We start from the raw sequence: 25,981 nt of genomic DNA, 5'->3' as shown, positions 1-25,981 counted from the left end.
TGAACCTGTCGCCGGCAAGCCAGCTCCCACAGGGCGAGTGCTGCCCTTGTAGGAGCCGGCTTGCCGGCGATGGCGTCTTCAGTCGCGCAGAGTGATTACCGGCCAACCACGTTTCTCGGCCTCTGCCCGCAGATTCGGATCCGGATCCACTGCTACTGGATTCGTCACCTGCTCCAGCAACGGCAAATCATTCATCGAGTCGCTATAGAAGTAGCTGTCCTCCAGCGAATATCCGGTTTCTTCCAGCCAACGATTCAACCGTGTCACCTTGCCTTCGCGGAAACACGGCACATCGGTGCTGCGCCCGGTGTAGCGGCCATCGAGCATTTCGCACTCGGTAGCGATCAGGGTTTCAACGCCCAGACGCACGGCAATCGGTGCGGTGACGAAGCGGTTCGTGGCGGTGATGATCACCAGTTTGTCGCCGGCGTCACGGTGCTTTTTCAGCAGTTCGAGGGCCTTGGGCAGCATGATCGGCTCGATGCAATCGCGCATGTAGTCGCTGTGCCACTGATCCAGCGTGGCCATCTCGGTGCGACCCAGAACCTCCAGGCAGAAGTTCAGGTAGGCAGCGTTATCCAGCTTCCCAGCCAGGTAATCCTGATAGAACTCGTCGTTGCGCGTCTTGTAGGCGACGGCGTCAAGGAAGCCGCGCTCGCACAGGTAATCGCCCCAAGCGTGATCGCTGTCACCGCCAAGAAGAGTGTTGTCCAAATCGAATAGAGCCAGGCGCATTGCAGTTACCCGCTGATATGTCTGTAAAAAGGCGACAAGAATACGGTCTTTTCACAAGAGTGCACATAAGGTAGGAACCTTCGTTGCCGCCTTCACAACCTTTGTGGAACAATGCGACGACATGCGTTTGCGAGGTTGTTGCCGTGATCGACCCCGATGGTTTTCGCCCTAATGTCGGGATCATTCTGACGAATGACGCCGGCCAGGTGCTATGGGCTCGCCGTATCAATCAAGATGCCTGGCAGTTTCCGCAGGGGGGAATCAACCCCGAAGAGACGCCGGAAGACGCCTTGTACCGCGAGCTGAACGAAGAAGTTGGCCTGGAGCGCGAAGATGTTGAAATTCTCGCCTGCACCCGGGGCTGGTTGCGCTATCGTTTGCCGCAACGTCTGGTGCGTACCCACAGCCAACCGCTGTGCATCGGCCAGAAACAGAAGTGGTTTCTCCTGCGCCTGGTCTCGAACGAGCAACGGGTGCGGATGGATTTGACCGGTAAACCGGAATTCGATGGCTGGCGCTGGGTCAGTTATTGGTATCCGTTGGGCCAGGTGGTGACATTCAAGCGCGAGGTGTATCGACGCGCTCTCAAAGAGCTTGCCCCGCGCCTTTTAGCGCGCGACTGACGACGGAGTTCGACCCCGAGCCATGCTCAATACGCTGCGCAAGATCGTCCAGGAAGTTAACTCCGCCAAGGATCTCAAGGCGGCGTTGGGGATTATTGTGTTGCGCGTCAAAGAGGCCATGGGCAGTCAGGTCTGCTCGGTCTACCTGCTTGATCCCGAGACCAACCGGTTCGTATTGATGGCCACCGAGGGCTTGAACAAGCGCTCGATCGGCAAGGTCAGCATGGCCCCCAACGAAGGTCTGGTTGGCCTGGTCGGCACGCGTGAAGAACCCCTGAACCTCGAAAACGCCGCGGATCACCCGCGCTACCGCTACTTCGCCGAAACCGGTGAAGAGCGCTACGCCTCCTTCCTCGGGGCGCCGATCATTCACCACCGCCGCGTCGTCGGCGTGTTGGTCATTCAGCAAAAAGAACGCCGTCAGTTTGATGAAGGCGAAGAAGCCTTCCTCGTGACCATGAGCGCGCAGCTCGCCGGGGTTATCGCCCATGCCGAAGCCACCGGTTCGATCCGTGGCCTGGGTCGTCAGGGCAAGGGCATCCAGGAAGCCAAGTTCGTCGGTGTGCCCGGCTCACCCGGTGCAGCGGTCGGTACCGCGGTGGTCATGCTGCCTCCGGCCGATCTGGATGTGGTGCCCGACAAGACCGTCACCGACATCGACGCCGAACTCGGGCTGTTCAAGACGGCCATCGAAGGCGTGCGTGCCGATATGCGCACGCTGTCGGCCAAACTCGCTACGCAGTTGCGCCCGGAAGAGCGCGCGTTGTTCGACGTCTACCTGATGATGCTCGACGATGCCGCGCTGGGCAGCGAAGTCACCACCGTGATCAAGACCGGCCAGTGGGCCCAGGGCGCCTTGCGCCAAGTGGTCACCGATCACGTCAACCGTTTCGAATTGATGGACGACGCCTACCTGCGCGAGCGCGCTTCGGACGTCAAAGACCTCGGCCGCCGACTGCTCGCCTATTTGCAGGAAGAGCGTCAGCAAACCCTGGTCTATCCCGACAACACCATTCTGGTCAGCGAGGAACTGACGCCGGCAATGCTCGGCGAGGTGCCGGAAGACAAGTTGGTGGGTCTGGTGTCGGTACTGGGGTCGGGCAACTCCCACGTCGCGATCCTGGCCCGGGCCATGGGCATCCCGACGGTGATGGGCCTGGTCGACCTGCCGTATTCCAAAGTCGACGGCATCGGCATGATCGTCGACGGTCACCGCGGCGAGGTCTACACCAACCCCAGCGATGTGCTGCGCAAGCAATTCGCCGAGGTGGTGGAAGAAGAGAAACAACTGGCCCTGGGCCTCGATGCATTGCGCGATCTGCCGTGCATCACGGTCGATGGACACCGCATGCCGTTGTGGGTCAACACCGGCCTGCTGGCGGATGTGGCGCGTGCGCAGAAGCGTGGTGCCGAAGGTGTTGGTCTGTACCGCACCGAAGTGCCATTCATGATCAACCAGCGCTTCCCGAGTGAAAAGGAACAACTGGCGATCTACCGCGAACAACTGGCGGCGTTCCACCCGCAACCGGTGACCATGCGTAGCCTGGACATCGGCGGCGACAAGGCGTTGTCGTATTTCCCGATCAAGGAAGACAACCCGTTCCTCGGCTGGCGCGGCATTCGCGTCACCCTCGACCACCCGGAAATCTTCCTGGTGCAGACCCGCGCCATGCTCAAGGCCAGCGAAGGCCTGAATAACCTGCGCATTCTGCTGCCGATGATCTCCGGTACTCACGAACTCGAAGAAGCCCTGCACCTGATTCACCGGGCCTGGGGTGAAGTGCGTGACGAAGGCACCGACGTGCCAATGCCACCGGTTGGGGTAATGATCGAAATTCCGGCGGCGGTCTATCAGACCAAGGAACTGGCGCGCCAAGTGGACTTCCTCTCGGTCGGTTCCAATGACCTGACCCAGTACCTGCTGGCCGTGGACCGCAACAACCCACGGGTGGCCGACCTTTACGATTACCTGCATCCGGCAGTACTTCAAGCGCTGCAGAATGTGGTGCGTGATGCCCATGCCGAAGGCAAACCTGTAAGCATCTGCGGCGAGATGGCCGGTGATCCGGCGGCGGCGGTGCTGTTGATGGCGATGGGTTTCGACAGTTTGTCGATGAACGCCACCAACCTGCCGAAGGTGAAGTGGATGCTGCGTCAGATCAACCTGAGCAAGGCCAAGGAATTGCTCGCCGAACTGATGACCATCGACAATCCGCAAGTTATCCACAGCTCGTTGCAGTTGGCGCTGAAGAATCTCGGGTTGGCGCGGATGATCAATCCGGCGGCGGTGAAGGCACTTTAAAGATTTTGATCTCGACTTCCCCCAAATGCCCGCCAAACGGCCCGAAGCTGCGCTCGACCATATGTCGCGCCCCATCCGCCTGCACAATCAACGCCGTACTCGCCCGCGTCCCATAACTTTGACTGGCGATAAATACACTCGACAACAACGTCTCGGTCGCCAACCCGACACCGGTATCCGGAAGATCGGCAAACGGCGCCGTCTGTGCGTCGCTCAATAAAGCCAACAGCGCCTGGGGCTGCGGGTCCAGCAGCACCTCGCTCAGGGCAGCCTTGGCCTTGAGCAGTTTCGGCCATGGCGTGTCCAGTCCGGCGTTCGACAATCCATAGATCCCCGGTTGCAGCATCACAGCCTCAGAATCGCGTGCATTGAAGTGCCAAAGTTCATGACTGTTGCCGACCAGCAAGTTAAAGCCGGCGTATTCGAGCGAACGTCGGACAACGTCGCTTAAATAGTCATCAATCGATTGGTCTCCACTGAGAAAGCCGGCCACCAGTTCGCCGCGAGACTTTCGTGAGGGCGGTTGATGGGGGTCGCGAATATTGGTCAAAGCGGCAAAGCGACCGTTGGCACCGATACCCAGCCAGGTACCGCCGGCTTCCAGGTCGCGACCGGCATGCACATGCGGTGCTTCCGGCCATGGCGCGAGCGGCAGGCTGGGGCGGGCGTAGAATTCATCGCGGTTGGCCGCGACAAGCAGCGGCTGGGCATGACCCGGTCGCCAGGCAAAAACAATCAGGCACATAAGGGCGTCCTAGTGTGTTTTTTGCCCACTCTACGCAGACATCGCTCATCGATCCATCGTCTTGCACAGTGGAGGTCGAGGCCATGCATCCGTTACCATGCCGCTCGGTTTTGGGATCGGCGGGGATGCAAAATGGAATTTCTGCTCTATCTGGCGCTAGGCGCCTGCGCAGGCTTGTTGGCCGGATTGTTTGGAGTGGGCGGCGGGATCATCATTGTCCCGGTGCTGGTGTTCAGTTTTACCTTGCAGGGATTCGATCAGTCGATCCTGACCCATTTGGCGGTCGGTACCTCGCTGGCGACGATCATCTTCACCTCGGTCAATGCCGTACGTGAGCATCACCGTCGAGGCGCGGTGCGCTGGCCGATTTTTCTCTGGATGACGGTCGGCATACTGGTCGGCGCCGGTTTCGGCGCACTGACGGCCGAAGCGATCTCCGGCCCGAACCTGCAAAAAATCATCGGCGTGTTTGCCCTGGTGATCGCCGCGCAGCTGGCGCTGGACGCCAAACCCAAGGCCAGTCGAACCGTGCCAGGTAAACTCGGTCTGACCGTGGCCGGCAGTGTGATTGGCTGGGCTTCGGCGATTTTCGGAATTGGCGGTGGTTCGCTGACCGTGCCGTTCCTGACCTGGCGCAGCGTGCCGATGCAGCAAGCCGTGGCCACGTCTTCGGCCTGTGGCCTGCCGATTGCCCTGGCCAGTGCATTAAGTTTCATGATTCTGGGCTGGCACGATCCGTTGCTGCCGGCTCATAGTCTCGGTTTCATTTATTTACCGGCGTTGTTGGGCATTGCCCTGACCAGCTTGGTGTTCGCCCGCTTCGGTGCGCGGTTGGCGCACAATTTATCGCCAAAGTTGCTGAAAAGGTTGTTTGCCGCGTTGCTGTTCTGCGTCGGCCTGAACTTCCTGCTCTGAAGAGCGGCGCAATCCTGGCTTAATCCTGGCGTGACAGCGTCGGCCGGGACATTTTGAGATTTGAACTCTAACGAGGAGTCGCAATGCTGCCTTACCCGCAGATCGACCCGGTGGCCCTGGCCATCGGTCCGCTGAAAATCCACTGGTACGGTCTGATGTACCTGATCGGCATCGGCGGTGCATGGCTGCTGGCTTCCCGTCGGTTGAACCGTTTCGACCCGACCTGGAGCAAGGAGAAACTCTCTGACATGGTGTTCTGGATGTCGATGGGGGTGATCCTCGGCGGACGTTTGGGTTATGTGCTTTTTTACGATCTGAGCGCCTACCTCGCCAACCCGCTGCTGATTTTCGAGGTGTGGAAGGGCGGCATGTCGTTCCACGGCGGATTCATCGGCGTAATGCTGGCGGCATTGTGGTTCGGTAAAAAGAACAACAAGTCGTTCTTCCAGCTGATGGACTTCGTCGCACCGATGGTGCCGATCGGCCTGGGTGCCGGGCGCATCGGTAACTTCATCAACGCCGAGTTGTGGGGCAAGGCAACCGATGTGCCGTGGGCGATGGTCTTTCCTACCGATCCGGCGCAACTGGCGCGTCACCCGTCGCAGCTGTATCAATTCGCCCTGGAAGGCGTGGCATTGTTCCTGATCCTGTGGCTGTTCTCGCGCAAGCCGCGGCCGACCATGGCAGTTTCGGGGATGTTCGCGCTGTTCTATGGCATCTTCCGTTTCATCGTCGAATTCGTTCGCGTGCCGGATGCGCAACTGGGCTATCTGGCCTGGAACTGGCTGACCATGGGTCAGGTGCTGTGCGTGCCGATGATCGTCGGCGGGCTGTTCCTGATCTGGCTGGCGTATCACCGCGCCCCGGCGACGCCAGCGGCAGCCGTATAAAATTCGAATCCTGGGGCTCTGGCTCCGGGTTCAAGGACACAGGTAACTCATGAAGCAATATCTCGAACTGGTCGCCCACGTCATCAAGAACGGCACCAAGCAAGCCAACCGCACTGGCGTGAACACCATCAGCTTTCCCGGCGCGATGCTGCGTTATGACCTGAAGGAAGGTTTTCCGGCAATCACCACGCGCAAGATGGCCTTCAAATCGGCCATCGGCGAAATGTGTGGATTCCTGCGTGGCGTGAACAATGCCGCCGAATTCCGCGCGCTGGGCTGCAAGGTCTGGGACCAGAACGCCAACGAAAACGCCCAGTGGCTGGCCAATCCGTTCCGTCAGGGTGAAGACGATCTCGGCGAGATCTACGGCGTGCAATGGCGCAAGTGGCCGGCGTACAAGCAAATCCCGGTCAGCAACCCGGCTGCCATCGAGCAGACCCTGAGCCAGGGCTATCGCCAGATTGCCGAAGGCGAAGAAAACGGCCAGGCCTACGTGGTGCTGTACAAAGCCATCGACCAGGTTCGCCAATGCGTCGACACCATCATCAACGACCCGGGCAGCCGTCGAATTCTGTTCCACGGCTGGAACTGTGCCCAACTCGATGAAATGGCCCTGCCGCCGTGCCATTTGTTGTATCAGTTCCACCCGAATGTCGAGACGAAAGAGATTTCCCTGACCCTCTACATCCGCTCCAACGACCTGGGCTTGGGCACGCCGTTCAACCTCACCGAAGGCGCCGCATTGCTGAGCCTGATCGGTCGCCTGACCGGTTACACGCCGCGCTGGTTCACCTATTTCATCGGTGATGCCCACGTCTACGAAAACCACCTGGACATGCTCAACGAACAGCTCAAGCGCGAGCCGTTCCCGATGCCGAAACTGGTGATTTCCGACCGTGTGCCGGAGTTTGCCAAGACGGGTGTATATCAGCCGCAATGGCTTGAGCTGGTGGAGCCAAGCGACTTCTCGCTGGAAGGTTACGAACACCACGCGCCAATGACCGCGCCGATGGCAGTCTGAAGCCGTACCGCAATCCAGAGTAGGAGCTGGCGAAGGCTGCGATCTTTTGATCTTGCTTTTCAAAATCAAAAGATCGCAGCCTTCGGCAGCTCCTACAGGGGTTTTCGGTGTTGTTAGTGGCCGTGACTACGGCCCACATGGGAATGCTCCACCTCCGTCGCCACCACCCCGCCGCTTACTTCCAGCCGCTGCAAAATCCCGCATTGATCGACATCCGGCCCCTCGCCACAGCGCCGGCGCAGGTCAAGCAACTGTCTCTGCAAGGCCAGCAATCCGTCGATCCGGGCTTTTACATGATGAATGTGCTCGTCGATCAACGCGTTGACGCCGTCGCACTGATCCTGTGGACTGTCGCGAAAAGCCAGCAGGCTGCGGATCTCTTCGAGCGTCATGTCGAGGGTGCGGCAGTTGCGGATGAAGGTCAGGCGTTCGACGTGGGCCTGGGTATAGACACGGTAGTTGCCGTCGCTGCGGGCAGGTTCCGGCAACAGATTTTCGCGCTCGTAGTAACGGATAGTCTCAACGGCGCAGTCCGTGAGTTTCGCCAATTCTCCGATCTTCATGACGACCATTCTCCAAAACGGTGCTTGACCCTGTAGCGGCTACAGGGTCTTAACTAGGCAACAGGCACTCTTATGGACGCAACCAATGAGCGATTCCCTGCATTCCCACAAACCCGGGGCTGAGCACGAACACGGTCACACCCTGAAGCCTGTGCATAAGCATGGCCACACGGGTCACGGCGATTCCTGCTGTTCATCCAGTGCGGCGGCCCCTTCGTTAATCACACTGAGCGAAGCGCCGACAACCGGGGCCCGACTGAGCAGTTTCCGCATCGAGGCAATGGATTGCCCGACCGAGCAGACGCTGATCCAGAACAAGCTAAGCAAACTGACCGGTGTGCATCAGCTGGAGTTCAATCTTATTAATCGGGTTCTCGCAGTGTCCCACGATTTGCCCGGGATCGAGCCGATCGTCGAGGCGATCAAGTCCCTGGGCATGCACGCCGAACCGTTGCAACAAGGCACTCAAGCGCCCGCACAACCGCCTGTCAAAAAGCCTTGGTGGCCATTGGCGTTGTCCGGTGCAGGGGCGTTGCTGGCGGAAATTTTGCACTTTACCAGTGCCGCGCCGAACTGGGTGGTGGCGATTATTGCGCTGCTCTCGATCCTCAGTGGCGGTCTCGGCACTTATAAAAAGGGCTGGATCGCGCTCAAGAACCTCAACCTGAACATCAACGCACTGATGAGCATCGCCGTTACCGGCGCAATCCTTATCGGTCAGTGGCCGGAAGCGGCGATGGTGATGTTCCTGTTCACTGTGGCCGAATTGATCGAAGCCAGGTCCCTGGACCGTGCGCGCAACGCAATCAGTGGCTTGATGCAAATGACGCCGGAACAGGCAACCGTACTGCTGGCTGATGGGAGCTGGGGCGAACAGGATGTCAAAACCATCGCGCTCGGAGCCCGGGTGCGAGTGCGCCCCGGCGAGCGCATTGGTCTGGACGGTGACGTGCTGTCCGGCAACTCGACCATCGATCAGGCGCCGATCACCGGAGAAAGTCTGCCGGTGGAAAAAACCGTCGGTGACAAAGTGTTCGCCGGCACCATCAATCAGGCGGGTTCGCTGGAATATGCGGTCACTGCCGCCGCAGACAACTCGACCCTGGCACGTATCATCCACGCCGTCGAACAGGCCCAGGGCGCGCGGGCGCCGACCCAGCGTTTCGTCGACAGTTTCTCGAAAATCTACACCCCGGCAGTGTTTGTCCTGGCCTTGGCGGTGGCGGTGATTCCGCCGCTGTTCATGGGGGCGCTGTGGTTCGACTGGATCTACCGGGCGCTGGTGTTGCTGGTGGTGGCCTGTCCGTGTGCGCTGGTCATTTCCACGCCGGTGACAATCGTCAGTGGCCTCGCAGCGGCGGCGCGCAAAGGCATTCTGGTGAAAGGCGGTGTCTATCTGGAGGGCGGTTACAAGCTCGACTGCCTGGCGCTGGACAAGACCGGCACGATCACCCACGGCAAGCCGGTGCAGACCGATTACCTGTCACTGGACCCCACCGCCGACGAGACGGCCCCGGCCATTGCGGCGGCGTTGGCCGGGCGTTCGGATCATCCTGTATCGCGGGCCATCGCCACAGCGGCTGTGGTTAAACACTCTGCGGTGCTCACTGTGGATAACTTCGAAGCGCTGGGAGGGCGCGGCGTGCGCGGCGAAATCAACGGCCAGATGTATCATCTGGGCAATCATCGACTGGTCGAAGAACTGGGCTTGTGTTCGCCAGCCCTGGAGGAAAAGCTGTTCGCCCTGGAAAAACAGGGCAAGTCGGTGGTGCTGTTGCTCGACCAAGCCGGCCCTTTGGCGCTGTTTGCGGTGGCCGACACCGTCAAGGAGTCCAGCCGCGAAGCGATCCAGCAGTTGCATGATCTGGGTATCAAGACGTTGATGCTCACCGGCGACAACGTTCATACCGCCCGGGCAATCGCTGCGCAAGTCGGCATCGATGAAGCCCGGGGCGATTTGCTGCCGAGCGACAAGTTGCAGGCCATCGAGGCCCTGTATGCACAGGGTCATCACGTTGGAATGGTCGGAGACGGCATCAACGACGCTCCAGCACTGGCGCGATCAGAGATCGGTTTCGCGATGGCGGCGGCCGGTACCGACACAGCGATTGAAACCGCCGACGTTGCCCTCATGGACGACGATCTGCGCAAAATTCCGGCATTCATCCGCCTGTCGCGGCAAACATCGAGCATCCTCAAGCAGAACATTGCGCTGGCATTGGTCATCAAAGCGATCTTTCTTGGGGTAACCTTCGCCGGGCTCGCTACCATGTGGATGGCGGTGTTCGCCGACATGGGCGTGAGCCTGTTGGTGGTGTTCAACGGTTTGCGCCTGCTGCGCAAATAACGGATGAGGGACGGTTGTGCTGAGTGCCGAGCTGAAGGCGTTTTACATGGTTGCCCGATTGGGCAGCATCACCCAGGCGGCAAAGAAACTCGGACTGAGCCAACCGACCGTGACGACCCAGATTCGCCATTTGGAAAGTCAGTATTCGGTCGAACTGTTCTATCGCGGGGGGCGCCGCCTCAGTGTCAGCGAGGAAGGCGCGCGGCTGTTGCCGATGGTCAAGGCGCTGATGCAACAGGAAGCCGACATCGAGTTTTTCCTGCGCAACTGCGGTCACGTCCAAGGCACGTTGCGCATCGCAGCCACAGCGCCGTATTACATCCTGGACCTGGTGAAAACCTTTCGCGAGCGCTTGCCACAGGTGGAGGTATCGGTGGAAATCGGCAACTCCCAGCAGGTGCTCGAAGCGCTGGAGGAGTACCGGGTGGATGTCGCCGCTTCTTCGCAGTTACTGGAGGATGCCAGGTTGGTTCGCCGCGTGCTCGGCAGCGATCCTCTGGTGTTGGCCGTGCACCGCAATCATCCGCTGGCGGTTCATGATCATGTGCCGCTCAGCGCACTGGCCGGGCATACCTTGCTGATGCGTGAGCCGGGTTCGACCACCCGTCGTTTGACCGAAGACCTGCTGGCCAACGCCGGGGTGAATTTCGGGCCGCTGCTGGAGATCGGCAGTCGCGAATCGATTCGCGAAGCGGTGCTACGCAACATCGGCATCAGCATCATTGCCCGGCAGGAAGTGCCCCACGATCCGCAGTTGCGCGTGCTGACCATCGAACATGCGCCGCAAATCCCCGAATACCTGTACTGCCTCAAGGAGCGCAAAAACGCGCGGCTACCGGCGGCGTTTCTGGGGTTGGCACAGGAAATGGCCCCGGTCTGAGATCTTCGGCCGCTGTTCAGGTCTCTTCGCTGGCAAGCCAGCTCCTACAGGGGAATGCGAAACCTTGTAGGAGCTGGCTTGCCAGCGAAGGCGTCAGTCATGACAGCACAGCAACTGAACCAAAATCCTCGAATACCACTATCGGCAGTTTTTGCCTTACTGCCACATGACGGACTCATTACAACTCTAGGATGGCCTCCATCTGCCAGATGAGGTCCGTCCATGAACAATTCGATCGCAACTGCCCTGACCAACCCCGGCGCACCGATGAAAGTGCGCGGCGTACAGAAGCGTTTTGGCGCTTTCACGGCACTGGATAACGTTTCCCTCGACGTCGCGGCCGGCGAGCTGGTGTGCCTGCTGGGCCCGTCGGGTTGCGGCAAGACCACGTTGCTGCGCTGCATTGCCGGTCTGGAAAAACAGGACAGCGGCGAGTTGTACCTCGGTGATCGCGATGTTTCCCACCTGGCGCCTCAGGCCCGGGACTACGGCATTCTGTTTCAGTCCTACGCGCTGTTTCCCAATCTGACCGTCGAAGCGAACATCGCCTACGGTCTCGCCGGCAGCGGTCGTGACGAAGTGCGTCGGCGTGTCGGTCAGATGCTGGAGCTGGTCGGCCTCAGTGGCAGTGAGAAAAAGTACCCTGGCCAATTGTCCGGCGGTCAGCAGCAACGGGTTGCACTGGCTCGCGCACTCGCGCCGGCACCCTCGCTTTTGTTGTTGGACGAACCGATGTCGGCCCTCGATGCGCGCGTCCGCGAGCATCTGTGCACCGAGTTGCGCCAGCTACAGCGCAACCTCGGCGTCACCACCCTGATGGTCACTCACAATCAGGACGAGGCCATGCTGATGGCCGACCGCATCGCCGTGATGAACAACGGCAAGGTCGAGCAGTACGCCACACCACAGGAAATCTACAACCGCCCGGCCACGCCGTTCGTGGCGGAGTTCGTCGGCCAGGGTAACTGGCTGCCTTTCCAGCGCAGCAGCGACAGCCACGCCCAGGTCGGCGGGATGAACATGCGCCTGGCCGACGGCAGCGCCAAGACCGCGTCGGGCCGGTTGTTCTGCCGCCCGGAAGCTATCAACGTCAACCCGCTGGTGCACGAGGAAAACCTGTTCCCGGCCAAGGTTCGCGAGATCACCTTCCTCGGCAACCGCTGCCGCATGAGCTTTGAACTCGATCATTTGCCGGGCCACGCCTTGCTGGCTGAACTGGCGCCGGAAGCCATGCCGCGCCTTGGCGCCCAGCAGATCATGGTCGCTTTGCCGCCGCGCAGCCTGCAGGTGTTTGCCTGATGAGCGCAAACATCGCGCTGCCGATACCGCACAAGCAGGTTCGGCAGACCTCCCGTGCCGAGATCGGCGACCGTGTATTCGTGGTCGGCGGCAAAGTCCTTCTGCTCGTGTTGCTTGGCGTCGCCGTGTTGATGCCGTTGCTGGCGATCTTCTGGCGCGGTTTCAGCGCCGAAGCCGGGCAGGGCGGTGGTTGGGCGGCCGCCAAAGAATTGGTGACCAGCGAAAACTTCCACTGGTTGCTCGGTAACAGTCTGAAAGTTTCCCTCAGCGTCGCGGCCATTGTTGTACCGCTGGCCTACCTGTTTGCCTACGCGCTGCAACGTACGTTGATTCCCGCAAAGGGCATCTGGCGTGGCATCTCGCTACTGCCATTGATGGCGCCATCGATGCTGCCGGGGATTGCCCTGGTTTATCTGTTCGGCAATCAAGGCATGTTGCGCAGCCTGCTCTCGGACAACATCTACGGCTTCTGGGGCATTGTGCTCGGCGAAGTCATCTACACCTTCCCACACGCGTTGATGATTCTGCTGTCGGCCCTGTCCCTGGCCGATGCGCGACTATTCGACGCCGCGTCCAGCATGGGTGCGAGTCCTGCAAAAGCCTTCCGCAGCATCACCTGGCCGGCGACACGCCAGGCCGTATTCGCTGCGTTCTGTCTGGTGTTCACCCTGACCATCACCGATTTCGGTGTTCCGGTGGTCGTTGGCGGCGACTATCAAGTGCTGGCGCTGGAAGCCTACAAAGCCGTAGTCGGCCAGCAGCAATTCGGTCGCGGTGCATTGATCGGCATGGTGCTGTTGCTGCCGGCGCTGTTCAGCTTCGGCGTCGATGCATGGCTGCGTCGGCGTCACGGCGACTCCATGAGCGGACGGGCGCAAGTCTTCAAACCGGCACCGTCGAAACTGCGCGATGGCTGCTACCTGGCCATCGTCCTGCTGATCTGCGCCGCGTTGCTGCTGGTGTTCGGTATGGCGGTGTTCTCGTCTTTGGTGAAGTTCTGGCCGTACAACCTGTCGCTATCGCTCAATCATTATCAGTTCAATGAAACCGCCGGCGGTGGCTGGCTGGCTTATGCAAACAGCCTGAAGATGGCCTTGGGCACCGCGTTGATCGGCAGCCTGCTGATCTTCACCGGCGCCTATCTGATGGAAAAAACCAAGGGCCAGCGCGGCTTGAATCTGGCCCTGCGCATGCTCAGTTTCGTACCGATGGCGGTGCCGGGTCTGGTGCTGGGCTTGGGTTACGTCTTCTTCTTCAACCTCACCGGCAACCCGTTGCATGTTCTTTACGGGACCATGACGCTCTTGATCGTTTGCACCATTGCGCACTATTTGACCACCGCGCAAATGACCGCGACCACCGCGCTGCGTCAACTCGACGCCGAGTTCGAAGCCGCCGCGCTGTCGCTCAAGGCGCCGCTGTACCGCCATTACCTGCGTGTCACCGTGCCGATCTGCTTGCCGGCATTGCTGGACATCGTGCGCTACCTGTTCGTCTCGGCCATGACCACCGTTTCGGCGGCGATCTTCCTCTACAGCCCCGACACCATCCTCGCGGCGGTGGCGGTGCTGAACATGGACGATGCCGGCAACGTCGGTGGTGCGGCCGCGATGTCGACCCTGATCCTGATTACCTCGGCGGGCGTTTCCCTGCTGCTCGCCTGGGCCTCGCGCGGTTTGCTGCGCCGCTCCCAGGCCTGGCGGCAGACCGCGCCCGGTCATTGAATCTGCACACCCCTCAACTCAACAAACAGGAAAAGATCATGTTCAAGCCTTTGGCCCTGGCCGCTGCTGTCCTCACCGCTTTCAGCCTGAACGCCTTTGCGGCGAAAACCGAGTTGACGGTGTACACCGCCCTCGAAGCCGAACAACTGAAGACCTATAAAGAGGCGTTCGAAAAGGCTAACCCGGACGTCGAAATCAAATGGGTGCGTGATTCCACCGGCATCATCACCGCCAAACTGTTGGCCGAAAAAGCCCGTCCGCAGGCTGACGCCGTGTGGGGCCTGGCCGCTTCGAGCCTGGCGATCCTCGATCAGCAAGGCATGCTGCAAAGCTACGCGCCAAAGGATCTGGGCAAGATCGGCGCGAACTACCGCGACGCCGCCAACCCGCCAGCCTGGGTCGGCATGGACGTCTGGGCCGCGACCATTTGCTTCAACACCGTCGAAGCCGAAAAGCAGGGCCTGAGCAAACCCGTGAGCTGGCAAGACCTGACCAAGCCCGAGTACAAAGGCAAGATCGTCATGCCGAACCCGGCCTCGTCCGGCACCGGTTTCCTCGACGTCAGCGCCTGGCTGCAAACCTTCGGCGACAAGCAGGGCTGGGCCTACATGGACGGCCTGCACCAGAACATCGGCCAGTACGTTCACTCCGGTTCCAAGCCTTGCAAACTGGCGGCGGCGGGTGAATTCCCGATCGGTATTTCTTTCGAATACCCGGCCGTTCAGTTGAAACGCCAGGGCGCGCCGCTGGACATCATCCTGCCGAAGGAAGGCCTTGGCTGGGAGATTGAAGCGACTGCCGTGATCAAGGGCACCGCCCACGAAGAAGCGGCGAAGAAACTGGCTGACTTCTCCGCCAGCCCCGAGGCGATGGAACTCTACAAGGAAAACTTCGCCGTGCTCGCCCAGCCTGGCATCGCCAAACCGCAGACCGAACTGCCGGCTGACTACGAACAGCGCCTGATCAAGAACGACTTTGCCTGGGCGTCGAAAAACCGCGACGAGATCCTGACTGAATGGCGCAAGCGCTATGACGGCAAGTCCGAGAAAGTGGCGGCCAAGTAAGTACTTCATCGGCTGACTGGGCCTCATCGCTGGCAAGCCAGCTCCTACAGGGTTCTCGTCGCACTTGTAGGAGCTGGCTTGCCAGCGATAGCGGCCTTGAATTCAGGACACCTCTAGATGACACAACACAACGACATGCTGATCGTCGGCGCCGGCATCCTGGGTTTGTCTCACGCCTATGCCGCCGCCAAGCGCGGTCTCAAGGTCAAGGTTTTCGAACGCAGCGAAACGCCTCTCGGTGCTTCGGTACGTAACTTCGGTCAGGCACTGGTCACCGGCCAGCCCCCAGGCCAGATGCTGGAACTGGCTCGCGCCAGTCGCGGCATCTGGGGCGATTGGGCGCAACTCGCCGGGCTGCAACTCAAGCGCAACGGCTCGTATCTGTTTGCTCGCACCGAAGCAGAAGAACAACTGCTGGAAGCCTTCTGCGAAGGGCGCGCTGTTGAACACGATTACCGCGTCGACCTGCTGCGCGGCGCTGCATTGCGCGGGCTGTACGGCGGCCAATTCCGCCATCACCGTGCCGCGTTGCATGGCATGGACGACCAGCAGCTGTATTCCCGCGAAGCGATTCCGGCGCTGATCGACTTTCTGCGTCGCGACCTGGGCGTCCAGTTTCACTTCTCCACCCTGGTGCGTGATATCGAGCCGGGTCGCTTGCACAGCACGGCCGGCAGCTTCAGTGCCGAGCAGATCATCGTCTGCTCCGGCCATGATTATCAGACGTTGCTGGCCGAGCAGATCGCTGAGCTCGAGCCACAAATCTGTCGTCTGCAAATGCTCCGCGCCCGCCCGCAAATCAACCTCAACCTGCAACACGCGTTGCTCACCGGTTTGAGTTGCGTGCACTACGGCGCCTTCGCGGATTTACCGGAAGCCGCTGCGGTGCAGGCCGAGATTCTGCGCTACGCACCGCACCTGCATGAAAACGGCATCCACCTGCTGATCAGCCCGACACCCCATGGCGAGTTGATCATCGGCGATTCCCACCATTACGGCTGCGATCCGTCACCCTTCAATGCCGAGCAGGTCGATGACTGGATGATCGAACTGGCCGAGCAAACGCTGGGCTGCAAAGTGCAAGTGGTCGAGCGCTGGCAGGGCGTCTATGGTTCACGGGGGCCGGGGCCATTTTCGCTCCTGAGTCCGGCAAAGGGCCTGAGCGTGGCATTGATGCACTCCGGTGTCGGCATGAGTGTCGGGCCGGCGATAGCCGAACGTAACGTCGCCGCTATATTGGGGGAAGTCTGATGGTGCGCAATGAACAAGTCGTCGCTGAAGTATTCGGCCTGTACGAGCGTTTTGGTGACAGCGATTACATCGGCGAACCGGTGTCGCAAATCGAGCACATGTCCCAGGCCGCTGAACTGGCCATGGCCGAAGGCTTCGATGATGAAGTGGTACTGGCGGCATTTTTCCATGACATCGGACACATCTGTGCCGAGAGCGCCGAAAACATGGGTGGATTCGGCGTGGTCAGCCATGAGCGCCTGGGTGCGGATTACTTGCGTCGCGCAGGTTTCAGCGAACGCATGGCGCGGCTGGTCGAATACCACGTTCAGGCCAAGCGTTATCTGACGCTCAAAGAGCCGGGGTACTACGAGCGCTTGAGCGAAGCCAGTCGCCGGACGCTGGAATATCAGGGCGGGGTGATGACGACTGAAGAGGCGCAGGCGTTCGAGCAGGACCCGTTGTGTGCCGTGAGCTTGCGCATGCGCCAGTGGGATGAAATGGCCAAAGAGATGCACGTGCCGGTGATTGATCTGGCGGTATTGAAGGGCAAAGCGGTGCGTCTGTTGGCGGCGTAAGCCTTTAAATCGAGTCGCTGCCATCGCGAGCAGGCTCGCTCCTACAGGGGATTTGTGTCGATCACAGATCCAATGTAGGAGCGAGCCTGCTCGCGATGGCGTCAGTTCAAACAACACAAATGTTCAGGTGACTACAGCTGCTGAGCCAACACCTCAACCTGCTCCTGCCGTTCTGACTGATTCAACTTCGCCTGCGGGTTCAGCGACGACCACTGAGGATGCGCCCGGGCTTTGTTCAGGGCCTCGGGCAACTTGCCTTCGCGCCAGGTTTTATCCTGTGGTGTGGCGACTTGAATGCTGTCCATCGCCGCATGGCCACGGGCATTCAGCGCTTGCAGCAATTGCCGCTGGCGCAGCGCCAACAGCCGGAGCACGTTGTCATCGGCGGTCAGCTCGCGTTGGCCCTTGAGCTTGCCCAGCAAGCGGCTGCCATAACTGCGCGCAGTTTGCAGGGCGCCGCCAGCGATGGCTCCAGCCAATGCCGCCGCACCCAAGGTGATGCCACCCACGAGCAAATCGACCCCGGCCCCGGCGGCTGCACCTGCGGCTATGCCGCTACCCACACGCACACCCAATTGTTTAAGGGTCTCCGGGTTGAACAGATCATCGCCCCAACGACCGTCGAGCAGTGGCAAGTCGCTGGCGGCGGCGTCCTGGGGGCGGAAGGCGTAAAGCTTGAGCAGCGCCTCGACGCAACGCTGTTCGCGTTGACGCACGGCTTTGCGCAATTCGCTGATCGCTTGCTGTTCTTGCTCCGCGTCGGCGACCACACTGCGTCGGCAGGCAGCGCAATCGATCAGTAATTCGGCAATCAACCGCGCCGCACTTTGCTGGCGAGCAAGGCGTTGGGCCTGCTGATCGGCGATCAAGCGTTCCAGTTGTGGCCGTGCGGTTTCCAGCAGCAGAGCGAGACTTTCGTAGAGCCGGCGTTCGCCATCCTCGGGCGGCGCCACGCTATCGAAACGCACCAACGCATGCAGGCCCAGTCGCGCTAGGGCGTCACGCCACGCCGGCTCGCGATGGTTGGCGCTGCTGACGAAATTCAACACCGGCAACAACGGTTTGCCGCAACTGGCGAGCACTTCGAGTTCATCGCGATACTTGGCGAGTACGGGCTCGCGGGCATCGATCACGTAGAGCCCGGCGTCCGACGCCAGCAACTGGCGTAACACTTTGGCTTCCTGTTCAAATCGTTGCCGGGCTTCGCTGCCTTCGAGAAAGCGTTCCAGCCGTTCCGGACCATCCAGGCGCTCGCCGGGACGCTCCAGGCGTTCGAGGTAATCGAGCAGGGCGATAGCGTCTTCCAGGCCGGGCGTGTCGTAGAGATCCAGCAATGGCTCGCCATCCACCGACAGGCGCGCCCCTTCGACGTGCCGCGTGGTGCTGGGGCGATGGGACACTTCGCCAAAGCCGACATCGCGCGTCAGCGTACGCAGCAACGAGGTCTTACCGACGTTGGTGTGGCCGACGACGGCGAGTTTCAGAGGCTGCTTCCTGGTGTCAGTCATGACCCGTCTCCAGCCAGTTCATCGGTGCGCAATCGGCAAACGGCAGTTCCAACTGTTGCAGTGCTACATGCCAATCACCAAGACGCTCGGCGTCCAGCGCTTCACCGGGTGGAGCTTGCAGCAGCCAGACGCGGGTGGCGCTGGCGCTGCGGGCGAGCTCGGCAATCAATGCCAGGCTACCGCGATCCGGCGAGCGTCTTGGATCGCAAGCAATCGCCAATCGTGCCGGGGGGAAACGGCTGAGTTGCTCGAGAAGTTTGTGCCGCGATTCACGGCTGTCGAGAATGCCGGCGTTGCTGACGTTTTTCGGCAGTTGCGGTGGCCAGGGTCGGTCGTTGTCCAGTTCGATGGCGACCAACAATGCGCCGTCGCTTTGCTGTTCACTGACGCCACTTTCCACGCGATGCAGTTGTGCCGGTGCGGCGTCGCTGACACCCAGGCGTTCACTGGTGGGCATCAGCCGTTCTCGCAGCTGGGCGTAACCCGGCAGGTTCAGATCGAGTTGCAAGCTGGCTCGGCCGGACTTCCAGCGCCACAGGCAAAACAGCGCCAGTAACAGGCGCGGCACCACGCCGTAAATCAGTAGCACGCCAACCAGCCACGCGGCCCAGGCCTGACGGGCGCTTTCGATGTTCAGTGCGGCATCGCCGCTGGCGCGGATCATTTCTTCGGTCGGCACGCTGAAGCCGATCAAGGCCGGCAGTGCGCCTAGGGCTTGGGTTACGGCAATGAAGGTGTCGGCGCTGAGGATGGTAGTTTCCCAGACGAAGCCGTAACGCCGGGTCGCCATCAGCGTCAGCAGAATGACCAAGGCACTAAGCATCGCCAGCAACCACAGGCTGTTGACCAGCACGCCAATGGCCCAGCGATTGAGTTTGCGGCGTTGCAGCAACAGGAGCAGGGCGGGGGCCAGTTGTGCCGCTTTGGCGTCGCGGGCGAGTTTCTCACTCAGCCACAGCCACAAGCGCCCGAGGCTGGCGCCGTGCTCGCCAGCGAACAAAAGGCCCAAGGCCCAGCTCAGCAGCAGGATCGAATTCAGCCCGAGCAGACTGCCCAGGGCCCAGAACACATTCACCGGATGCAGGCCGTCGCCCAGCGCGGCAAACGCCAGCCCCGCGCCGCTGACCACAGCCAGCAGCGCCATCACGATCAACGCCAGTTGCGCGCCTTGCAACCAGTGTTTGAGCGCATCGGCCAGACCATCGCGCTCGGCCAGCCACAGGGCGCGGCGTTGAATGCGCGCCGGCAGATCGCCGCCAGCGCTGCGGGCCATTCGGTTGGCTTCAAGGTCTTCCAAAGGGCCTGCATGTTCTTCACGCAGGCGAATGGTTTCTGTCAGCCAGAGGTTATTCAGTTCAGTCACGCGGCATCCCGTCGCTTAATTGAGATGTGAGCATAACCGTTGTGGCGCTTATCGGCGAAAGCGTGGCTCTGGTATCCTCGCCGGCATGACTAAATCACTCCCCCTCAGCCTGATCGCAGCCCTCGGTGAAAACCGCGTGATCGGCGTCGACAACAGCATGCCCTGGCACTTGCCGGGGGACTTCAAGTACTTCAAGGCCACGACGCTCGGCAAGCCGATCATCATGGGTCGCAAGACTTGGGATTCCCTCGGTCGACCGTTGCCGGGCCGCTTGAATATCGTGGTCAGCCGTCAGGCGGATCTGGTGCTGGAAGGCGCGGAGGTTTATCCGTCGCTGGAAGCTGCCGTCGTTCGCGCTGAAGAGTGGGCGAAAGAACAGGGCGTCGATGAGCTGATGCTGATCGGCGGTGCGCAGTTGTATGCGCAAGGATTGGCGCAGGCTGATCGGTTATACCTGACCCGCGTCGCGCTGAGCCCGGACGGGGATGCGTGGTTTCCGGAGTTTGATTTGGGCCAGTGGAAGTTGGTGTCGAATGCGCCGAACCCGGCGGAAGGCGACAAGCCGGCGTACAACTTCGAAGTCTGGGAAAAAGCCTAAAAGCATCGCTGGCAAGCCAGCTCCTACAGGGGAAACGCATTCCATTGTAGGAGCTGGCTTGCCAGCGATAGCGGTCTATCAGGCTCCGATCAAGCCTGCGCCAACGCTGAATGCTCATCCGCATCCAGCAACGCTTTATCGGTCTGCTGCATCACCTGACTGGTAATCGCACCCGCCGTCATCGAACCACTGACATTCAACGCCGTACGCCCCATATCAATCAGCGGCTCGACCGAAATCAGCAGCGCCACCAGTGACACCGGCAAGCCCATCGCCGGCAGCACAATCAACGCCGCAAACGTCGCACCGCCGCCAACCCCGGCGACACCGGCCGAACTCAACGTGACAATCGCCACCAGTGTTGCGATCCATAGCGGGTCCAGCGGATTGATCCCCACGGTCGGGGCCACCATCACCGCCAACATCGCCGGGTACAGGCCGGCACAACCGTTCTGGCCAATGGTCGCGCCGAACGACGCCGCGAAACTGGCGATCGACTGCGGAATACCCAAGCGACTGGTCTGCGCCTCGATGCTCAACGGAATCGTCGCAGCACTCGAACGGCTGGTGAAGGCAAACGTCAGCACTGGCCAGATCTTGCGGAAGAAACGCAGCGGATTGATCCCCGCCGCCGACACCAGCAGGCCATGCACCACAAACATCAGCCCCAGGCCGAGGTAGGACACCACCACGAAACTGCCGAGCTTGATGATGTCCTGCAGGTTGGAACCAGCGACCACTTTGGTCATCAACGCCAGAACGCCATACGGCGTCAGCTTCATCACCAGACGCACCAGGCGCATTACCCAGGCTTGCAGGGTGTCGATGGCGTTGATCACTTTCTGACCATTTTCCACATCATCCTTGAGCAATTGCAGCGCCGCGACGCCGAGGAACGCAGCGAAGATCACCACGCTGATGATCGACGTCGGCTTGGCGCGCGCCAAGTCGGCGAACGGGTTTTGCGGGATGAACGACAGCAGCAACTGCGGCACATTCAGGTCCGCGACCTTGCCTGCATAGTCGGTCTGTATGGTTTGCAAACGGGCCATTTCCTGGGTGCCGGCCACCAGGCCTTCGGCGGTCAGACCGAACAGGTTGGTCAGGCCGATGCCAATCAGCGCCGCGATGGCGGTGGTGAACAGCAGCGTGCCAATGGTCAGGAAGCTGATCTTGCCCAGCGACGAAGCATTATGCAGGCGGGCCACGGCACTGAGGATCGATGCGAACACCAGCGGGATCACGATCATTTGCAGCAACTGCACGTAACCATTACCCACCAGATCGAACCAGCCGATCGAAGCTTTCAGCACCGGGTTGCCGGCACCGTAAACGGTGTGCAACGCCACACCGAATGCCACGCCCAGTACCAAGGCGAGCAGGACTTTTTTTGCCAGGCTCCATGTGGTGTGGCGGGTTTGCGCCAGGCCGAAGAGCAGGGCGAGGAACACCAGCAGATTGAGGATCAGCGGCAGATTCATGAGAACTCCGAAAGTGACTTGTGCCAGCCACCTTCCGGGGCAGCTGCGAACCGGTAAGCCTAACAGCTTGAAAAGTAATGAATTAATATCAAAAAATCAGGGTGTCCGTCGTTTTTGGAATAAGTGAATGTCGCTGTCAGAAATGCAACTGGCGCGAAAGGGACGTGGGCGGTCGCTGACAGACCGGGGATGTCACACTTTTTTGTTAGCGTCGATCTCCTATAAATCAGGGAGATTACCAATGAAGTTCGCACCGAAGTTTCTCGCGGCAGCACTTTGCCTCGGTCTTGCCGGCCAGGTTCTCGCAACGGATTTGAAACACTGGCCAGCCGATCAGGCCAAGGCGCTGGACGCGATGATCGCGGCCAACGCCAACAAAGGTAACTACGCGGTGTTCGACATGGACAACACCAGTTACCGCTACGACCTCGAAGAGTCGTTACTGCCTTACATGGAAAACAAGGGCCTGATCACCCGCGACAAGCTCGATCCTTCACTGAAGCTGATGCCGTTCAAGGACACCGCCGACCACAAGGAAAGCCTGTTCAGCTACTACTATCGCCTCTGCGAACTCGACGACATGGTTTGCTACCCATGGGTCGCCCAAGTGTTCTCCGGTTTTACGCTGCAAGAACTCAAGGGCTACGTCGACGAGATGATGGCCTCGGGCAAACCGGTGCCGGCCACTTATTACGAAGGCGACGTGGTCAAGAAACTCGACGTCAACCCACCTAAAATCTTCACCGGCCAGCAAGAGCTCTACAACAAGTTGATGGAGAACGGCATCGAGGTCTATGTGATGACCGCCGCCTCCGAAGAACTGGTGCGTATGGTCGCGGCCGATCCGAAGTACGGTTACAACGTCAAACCGCAGAACGTGATCGGCGTGACACTGCTGCTCAAAGACCCGAAAACCGGCGAGCTGACCACCGCGCGCAAGCAGATCACCGCTGGCAAATATGACGAGAAAGCCAACCTCGGTCTGGAGATGACTCCTTACCTGTGGACCCCGGCAACCTGGATGGCCGGCAAGCACGCGGCGATCCTGACCTACATCGACGAGTGGAAAAAACCGGTACTGGTGGGCGGCGACACGCCGACCAGCGACGGCTACATGCTGTTCCACGATGTCGACGTGGCCAAGGGTGGCATTCATCTGTGGATCAACCGCAAGGACAAATACATGACCCAGATTAACGGCATGATGGCCAAGCACGCCGCGGCCCAGGCCAAGGAAGGACTGCCGGTGACGGCGGACAAGAATTGGGTGATTGTGAAACCAGAGGAGATTCAGTAAGACCGGGGTGCCTGCATCGCCAGCAAGCCGGCTCCTACAGGAGGGGCTTCGGTAATGGGTCGGTAAAAACGATCGGCAAAAAAATGCCCCGCACATGGCGGGGCATTTTTATGGGCGACGGTTGACGCTTACAGCCCGTCGAGCATCGCCTTGTTACGCACAGCACCCTTGTCGGCGCTGGTGGCCAGCAGAGCGTAGGCTTTCAGTGCGGTGGTCACTTTACGTGGACGCACTTCCACCGGTTTCCAGCCTTTCTTGTCCTGCTCGACCCGGCGCGTGGCCAGTTCTTCATCGCTGACCAACAGGTTGATCGAGCGGTTCGGAATGTCGATCAGCACTTTGTCGCCGTCCTGCACCAGGCCAATCGCGCCGCCGGCAGCGGCTTCGGGCGAAGCGTGGCCGATGGACAGACCGGAAGTGCCGCCGGAGAAACGACCGTCGGTCAGCAGGGCGCAGGCTTTGCCCAGGCCTTTGGATTTCAGGTACGAAGTCGGGTAGAGCATTTCCTGCATGCCCGGGCCGCCTTTCGGGCCTTCGTAGCGAATGATGACGATGTCGCCTTCCTTCACTTCGTCAGCGAGGATGCCACGCACGGCGCTGTCCTGGCTTTCGAAGATCTTGGCGTTGCCTTCGAACACGTGGATCGATTCGTCGACGCCAGCGGTTTTCACTACGCAACCGTCCAGGGCGATGTTGCCGTAGAGCACGGCCAGGCCGCCTTCTTGCGAGTACGCGTGCTCGACACTGCGGATGCAGCCGTTTTCACGGTCGTCGTCCAGGGTTTCCCAACGGGTCGACTGGCTGAACGCGGTTTGCGTCGGAATGCCTGCCGGACCGGCCTTGAAGAAGTGGTGCACGGCTTCGTCGGAGGTCTGGGTGATGTCCCACTTGGCGATGGCTTCTTCCATGCTGCGGCTGTGCACGGTCGGCAGCTGGGTGTGCAGCAAACCGCCACGGGCCAGCGAACCGAGGATGCTGAAGATCCCGCCGGCACGGTGCACGTCTTCCATGTGGTACTTCTGGATGTTCGGCGCGACCTTGCACAGCTGAGGCACGTGACGGGACAGACGGTCGATGTCGCGCAGGTCGAAATCGATCTCGGCTTCCTGGGCAGCGGCCAGCAAGTGCAGGATGGTGTTGGTGGAACCGCCCATGGCGATGTCCAGGGTCATGGCGTTTTCGAACGCCTGGAAGTTGGCGATATTGCGCGGCAGTACCGAGTCGTCGTTTTCGCCGTAGTAACGCTTGCACAGTTCGACGATCGTGCGACCGGCCTGCAGGAACAGTTGTTCGCGGTCGCTGTGGGTGGCCAGGGTCGAACCGTTGCCCGGCAATGCCAGACCCAGCGCTTCGACCAGGCAGTTCATCGAGTTGGCGGTGAACATGCCGGAGCACGAGCCGCAGGTCGGGCAGGCGCTGCGCTCGTACTCGGCGACTTTCTCGTCAGAAGCGCTGGAGTCGGCGGCGATCACCATGGCGTCGACCAGGTCGAGGCCGTGGGAAGCGAGTTTGGTCTTGCCGGCTTCCATCGGGCCGCCGGAGACGAAGATCACCGGGATGTTCAGGCGCAGGGACGCCATCAGCATGCCAGGGGTGATCTTGTCGCAGTTGGAAATGCACACGATTGCGTCGGCGCAGTGGGCGTTGACCATGTACTCGACGGAGTCGGCAATGATCTCGCGGCTCGGCAGCGAATACAGCATGCCGTCGTGGCCCATGGCGATGCCGTCATCGACAGCGATGGTGTTGAATTCTTTTGCCACACCGCCAGCGCGTTCGATTTCGCGGGCGACCAGTTGGCCCAGGTCCTTGAGGTGCACGTGACCCGGTACGAACTGGGTGAACGAGTTGGCAATGGCGATGATCGGCTTCTTGAAGTCGTCATCTTTCATCCCCGTGGCGCGCCACAGTGCGCGGGCACCGGCCATGTTGCGGCCGTGGGTGGATGTTTTCGAGCGGTAATCAGGCATGAAGCACTCCGGGCGGCTAATCAGGTATCAAAAGGGAAGTGAGCTTCTATTGACGTCTGGAACACTCAGAAATAGCCGCGTGTCCGGAAGTTGCCGATAACTTTGCGGGATCGCCGCGCGCTTCAGCTTGAGCTCATAAACCCGCCGGGGATGACTGGCGATGAATGTTCGCGATTCTACACGGCTGACGGCTGGAGGGAATGCCTGCAAGCATTCATGAGACGTGTGGAAAGACGCAACGCTGTAGGAGCGAGCATGCTCGCGATGAACCTGAGAGCGCTGCGGGGTGTCAGGTTGCCAGCGTTATCGTTGACGATCATCGCGAGCATGCTCGCTCCTACAGTGGGGCGGGCGTCAGAGCCACATAGCGTCCCAGAGTGGGTAATCGCCGATATGGTCGACGAGGCCTGCGCGTAGGGGGTTGGCGATGATGTATCGAGCAGCGGCTTTCAGGTCCTCCTCCCGACGTAGTGCCCGGTCGAAATAACCTCTCTGCCATAGTCTCTCGGGCTGGCCCCGCTTGAGATTGATCGCGCGGGCACTTCGGGCTTTGGTGGCTTGCATCAGTTTCGGTAAATCACCGTTATGCAACTCGACCAGCCAGTGAAAGTGATCCGGCATGACTACCCAAGCGATAGAGGTGGCATTTCCTGTTTCATGAGCCTTTCTGAATTCATGCACGAGCAGGCGCCCCAAGCGCCAGTCTTTGAAGAACGGGATTCGCTCGTGAGTAACAGCGGTGAGCAGATAGGTGCGGCCATGTTCTGAGTGGCGGCCGGTACGTAAGCGGTGGCCGTGTGGCGTGCTGGACATTCCGTTGTCCTCTTCTGTGATTGGAAGAGAAAACG

Annotated in this window: 22 protein-coding genes; 14 read left to right on the top strand and 8 right to left on the bottom strand. The window is 60.4% G+C overall.

Annotated elements, in window-relative coordinates:
• Positions 1-78: 78 nt before the first annotated feature.
• On the bottom strand, positions 79-735 hold the full coding sequence (locus QMK58_RS28255) for an HAD family hydrolase (RefSeq protein WP_320395706.1): 657 nt from the start codon (positions 733-735) through the stop codon (positions 79-81).
• A 143-nt stretch (positions 736-878) separates the two neighbouring features.
• On the opposite strand from QMK58_RS28255, the gene QMK58_RS28250 reads away from it, so the two are divergent.
• Together QMK58_RS28250 and ptsP are read left to right on the top strand one after the other, a co-directional pair.
• A complete protein-coding gene (locus QMK58_RS28250; RefSeq protein ID WP_053163553.1) occupies positions 879-1,358 on the top strand; it encodes an RNA pyrophosphohydrolase in 480 nt (159 codons plus the stop codon).
• 22 nt (positions 1,359-1,380) lie between these two features.
• Positions 1,381-3,660 carry a phosphoenolpyruvate--protein phosphotransferase gene (ptsP, locus tag QMK58_RS28245; RefSeq protein ID WP_053163550.1) on the top strand — a complete coding sequence of 760 codons (2,280 nt, stop codon included), beginning with the start codon at positions 1,381-1,383 and terminating at the stop codon, positions 3,658-3,660.
• Here ptsP and QMK58_RS28240 read toward each other — a convergent pair.
• Positions 3,632-4,405 carry an NRDE family protein gene (locus tag QMK58_RS28240; protein WP_053163547.1) on the bottom strand — a complete coding sequence of 258 codons (774 nt, stop codon included), beginning with the start codon at positions 4,403-4,405 and terminating at the stop codon, positions 3,632-3,634. The genes ptsP and QMK58_RS28240 overlap by 29 nt on opposite strands.
• A gap of 132 nt (positions 4,406-4,537) precedes the next feature.
• On the opposite strand from QMK58_RS28240, the gene QMK58_RS28235 reads away from it, so the two are divergent.
• From QMK58_RS28235 to QMK58_RS28225, 3 genes are all read left to right on the top strand, one after another.
• Complete coding sequence (locus QMK58_RS28235) at positions 4,538-5,320, top strand: sulfite exporter TauE/SafE family protein (RefSeq protein WP_320395705.1); 783 nt, start codon at positions 4,538-4,540, stop codon at positions 5,318-5,320.
• A gap of 83 nt (positions 5,321-5,403) precedes the next feature.
• A complete protein-coding gene (lgt, locus tag QMK58_RS28230; protein ID WP_053163541.1) occupies positions 5,404-6,210 on the top strand; it encodes a prolipoprotein diacylglyceryl transferase in 807 nt (268 codons plus the stop codon).
• Between the two features lie 49 nt (positions 6,211-6,259).
• Entirely contained in the window at positions 6,260-7,231 is a 972-nt protein-coding gene (locus tag QMK58_RS28225; protein ID WP_320395704.1) for a thymidylate synthase, read from the top strand.
• A 113-nt stretch (positions 7,232-7,344) separates the two neighbouring features.
• On the opposite strand, the gene cadR is transcribed toward QMK58_RS28225, so the two are convergent.
• The gene (gene cadR, locus QMK58_RS28220; RefSeq protein ID WP_053163434.1) at positions 7,345-7,794 is read right to left on the bottom strand and encodes a Cd(II)/Pb(II)-responsive transcriptional regulator; all 450 of its coding nucleotides are present in this window, start codon (positions 7,792-7,794) and stop codon (positions 7,345-7,347) included.
• Between the two features lie 85 nt (positions 7,795-7,879).
• Between cadR and QMK58_RS28215 the strand changes: the two genes are divergently transcribed.
• The 7 genes from QMK58_RS28215 to QMK58_RS28185 all read left to right on the top strand — a co-directional run bounded on the left by QMK58_RS28215 (position 7,880) and on the right by QMK58_RS28185 (position 16,916).
• Complete coding sequence (locus QMK58_RS28215) at positions 7,880-10,141, top strand: heavy metal translocating P-type ATPase (RefSeq protein WP_320395703.1); 2,262 nt, start codon at positions 7,880-7,882, stop codon at positions 10,139-10,141.
• Between the two features lie 16 nt (positions 10,142-10,157).
• The gene (locus QMK58_RS28210) at positions 10,158-11,021 is read left to right on the top strand and encodes a LysR family transcriptional regulator (protein WP_320395702.1); all 864 of its coding nucleotides are present in this window, start codon (positions 10,158-10,160) and stop codon (positions 11,019-11,021) included.
• A 222-nt stretch (positions 11,022-11,243) separates the two neighbouring features.
• Positions 11,244-12,320: a putative 2-aminoethylphosphonate ABC transporter ATP-binding protein gene (locus QMK58_RS28205; RefSeq protein WP_053163426.1), complete on the top strand. Its 1,077-nt coding sequence runs from the start codon at positions 11,244-11,246 to the stop codon at positions 12,318-12,320.
• A complete protein-coding gene (locus tag QMK58_RS28200) occupies positions 12,320-14,044 on the top strand; it encodes a putative 2-aminoethylphosphonate ABC transporter permease subunit (protein ID WP_053163422.1) in 1,725 nt (574 codons plus the stop codon). Before QMK58_RS28205 ends, QMK58_RS28200 begins: the two co-directional genes overlap by 1 nt.
• A gap of 38 nt (positions 14,045-14,082) precedes the next feature.
• Entirely contained in the window at positions 14,083-15,108 is a 1,026-nt protein-coding gene (locus QMK58_RS28195; RefSeq protein WP_053163418.1) for a putative 2-aminoethylphosphonate ABC transporter substrate-binding protein, read from the top strand.
• Between the two features lie 117 nt (positions 15,109-15,225).
• A complete protein-coding gene (locus QMK58_RS28190) occupies positions 15,226-16,359 on the top strand; it encodes a TIGR03364 family FAD-dependent oxidoreductase (protein WP_053163415.1) in 1,134 nt (377 codons plus the stop codon).
• On the top strand, positions 16,359-16,916 hold the full coding sequence (locus tag QMK58_RS28185) for a phosphonate degradation HD-domain oxygenase (protein ID WP_053163412.1): 558 nt from the start codon (positions 16,359-16,361) through the stop codon (positions 16,914-16,916). The genes QMK58_RS28190 and QMK58_RS28185 overlap by 1 nt, the downstream gene beginning before the upstream one ends.
• Positions 16,917-17,047: 131 nt before the next feature.
• On the opposite strand, the gene QMK58_RS28180 is transcribed toward QMK58_RS28185, so the two are convergent.
• Together QMK58_RS28180 and QMK58_RS28175 are read right to left on the bottom strand one after the other, a co-directional pair.
• Entirely contained in the window at positions 17,048-18,424 is a 1,377-nt protein-coding gene (locus QMK58_RS28180) for a GTPase/DUF3482 domain-containing protein (protein WP_320395701.1), read from the bottom strand.
• A complete protein-coding gene (locus QMK58_RS28175; protein WP_053163406.1) occupies positions 18,417-19,787 on the bottom strand; it encodes a DUF2868 domain-containing protein in 1,371 nt (456 codons plus the stop codon). Before QMK58_RS28175 ends, QMK58_RS28180 begins: the two co-directional genes overlap by 8 nt.
• An 85-nt stretch (positions 19,788-19,872) precedes the next feature.
• On the opposite strand from QMK58_RS28175, the gene QMK58_RS28170 reads away from it, so the two are divergent.
• The gene (locus QMK58_RS28170) at positions 19,873-20,385 is read left to right on the top strand and encodes a dihydrofolate reductase (RefSeq protein WP_053163403.1); all 513 of its coding nucleotides are present in this window, start codon (positions 19,873-19,875) and stop codon (positions 20,383-20,385) included.
• Between the two features lie 89 nt (positions 20,386-20,474).
• On the opposite strand, the gene QMK58_RS28165 is transcribed toward QMK58_RS28170, so the two are convergent.
• Complete coding sequence (locus QMK58_RS28165; protein ID WP_053163400.1) at positions 20,475-21,866, bottom strand: L-cystine transporter; 1,392 nt, start codon at positions 21,864-21,866, stop codon at positions 20,475-20,477.
• A 241-nt stretch (positions 21,867-22,107) separates the two neighbouring features.
• Between QMK58_RS28165 and QMK58_RS28160 the strand changes: the two genes are divergently transcribed.
• The gene (locus QMK58_RS28160) at positions 22,108-23,163 is read left to right on the top strand and encodes a haloacid dehalogenase-like hydrolase (protein ID WP_320395700.1); all 1,056 of its coding nucleotides are present in this window, start codon (positions 22,108-22,110) and stop codon (positions 23,161-23,163) included.
• 128 nt (positions 23,164-23,291) lie between these two features.
• Here QMK58_RS28160 and ilvD read toward each other — a convergent pair whose 3' ends face one another.
• Both ilvD and QMK58_RS28150 read right to left on the bottom strand, forming a co-directional pair.
• Entirely contained in the window at positions 23,292-25,133 is a 1,842-nt protein-coding gene (gene ilvD / locus QMK58_RS28155) for a dihydroxy-acid dehydratase (RefSeq protein WP_053163394.1), read from the bottom strand.
• Positions 25,134-25,487: 354 nt separating this feature from the next.
• Positions 25,488-25,946: an REP-associated tyrosine transposase gene (locus QMK58_RS28150; RefSeq protein WP_320395699.1), complete on the bottom strand. Its 459-nt coding sequence runs from the start codon at positions 25,944-25,946 to the stop codon at positions 25,488-25,490.
• Positions 25,947-25,981 lie beyond the last annotated feature (35 nt).

The organism is Pseudomonas sp. P8_241 (genome assembly GCF_034008315.1).
Classification (GTDB): domain Bacteria; phylum Pseudomonadota; class Gammaproteobacteria; order Pseudomonadales; family Pseudomonadaceae; genus Aquipseudomonas.
Note: the sequence above shows the minus strand (reverse complement) of the source record. Positions and strands in the feature narration are given on the sequence as shown.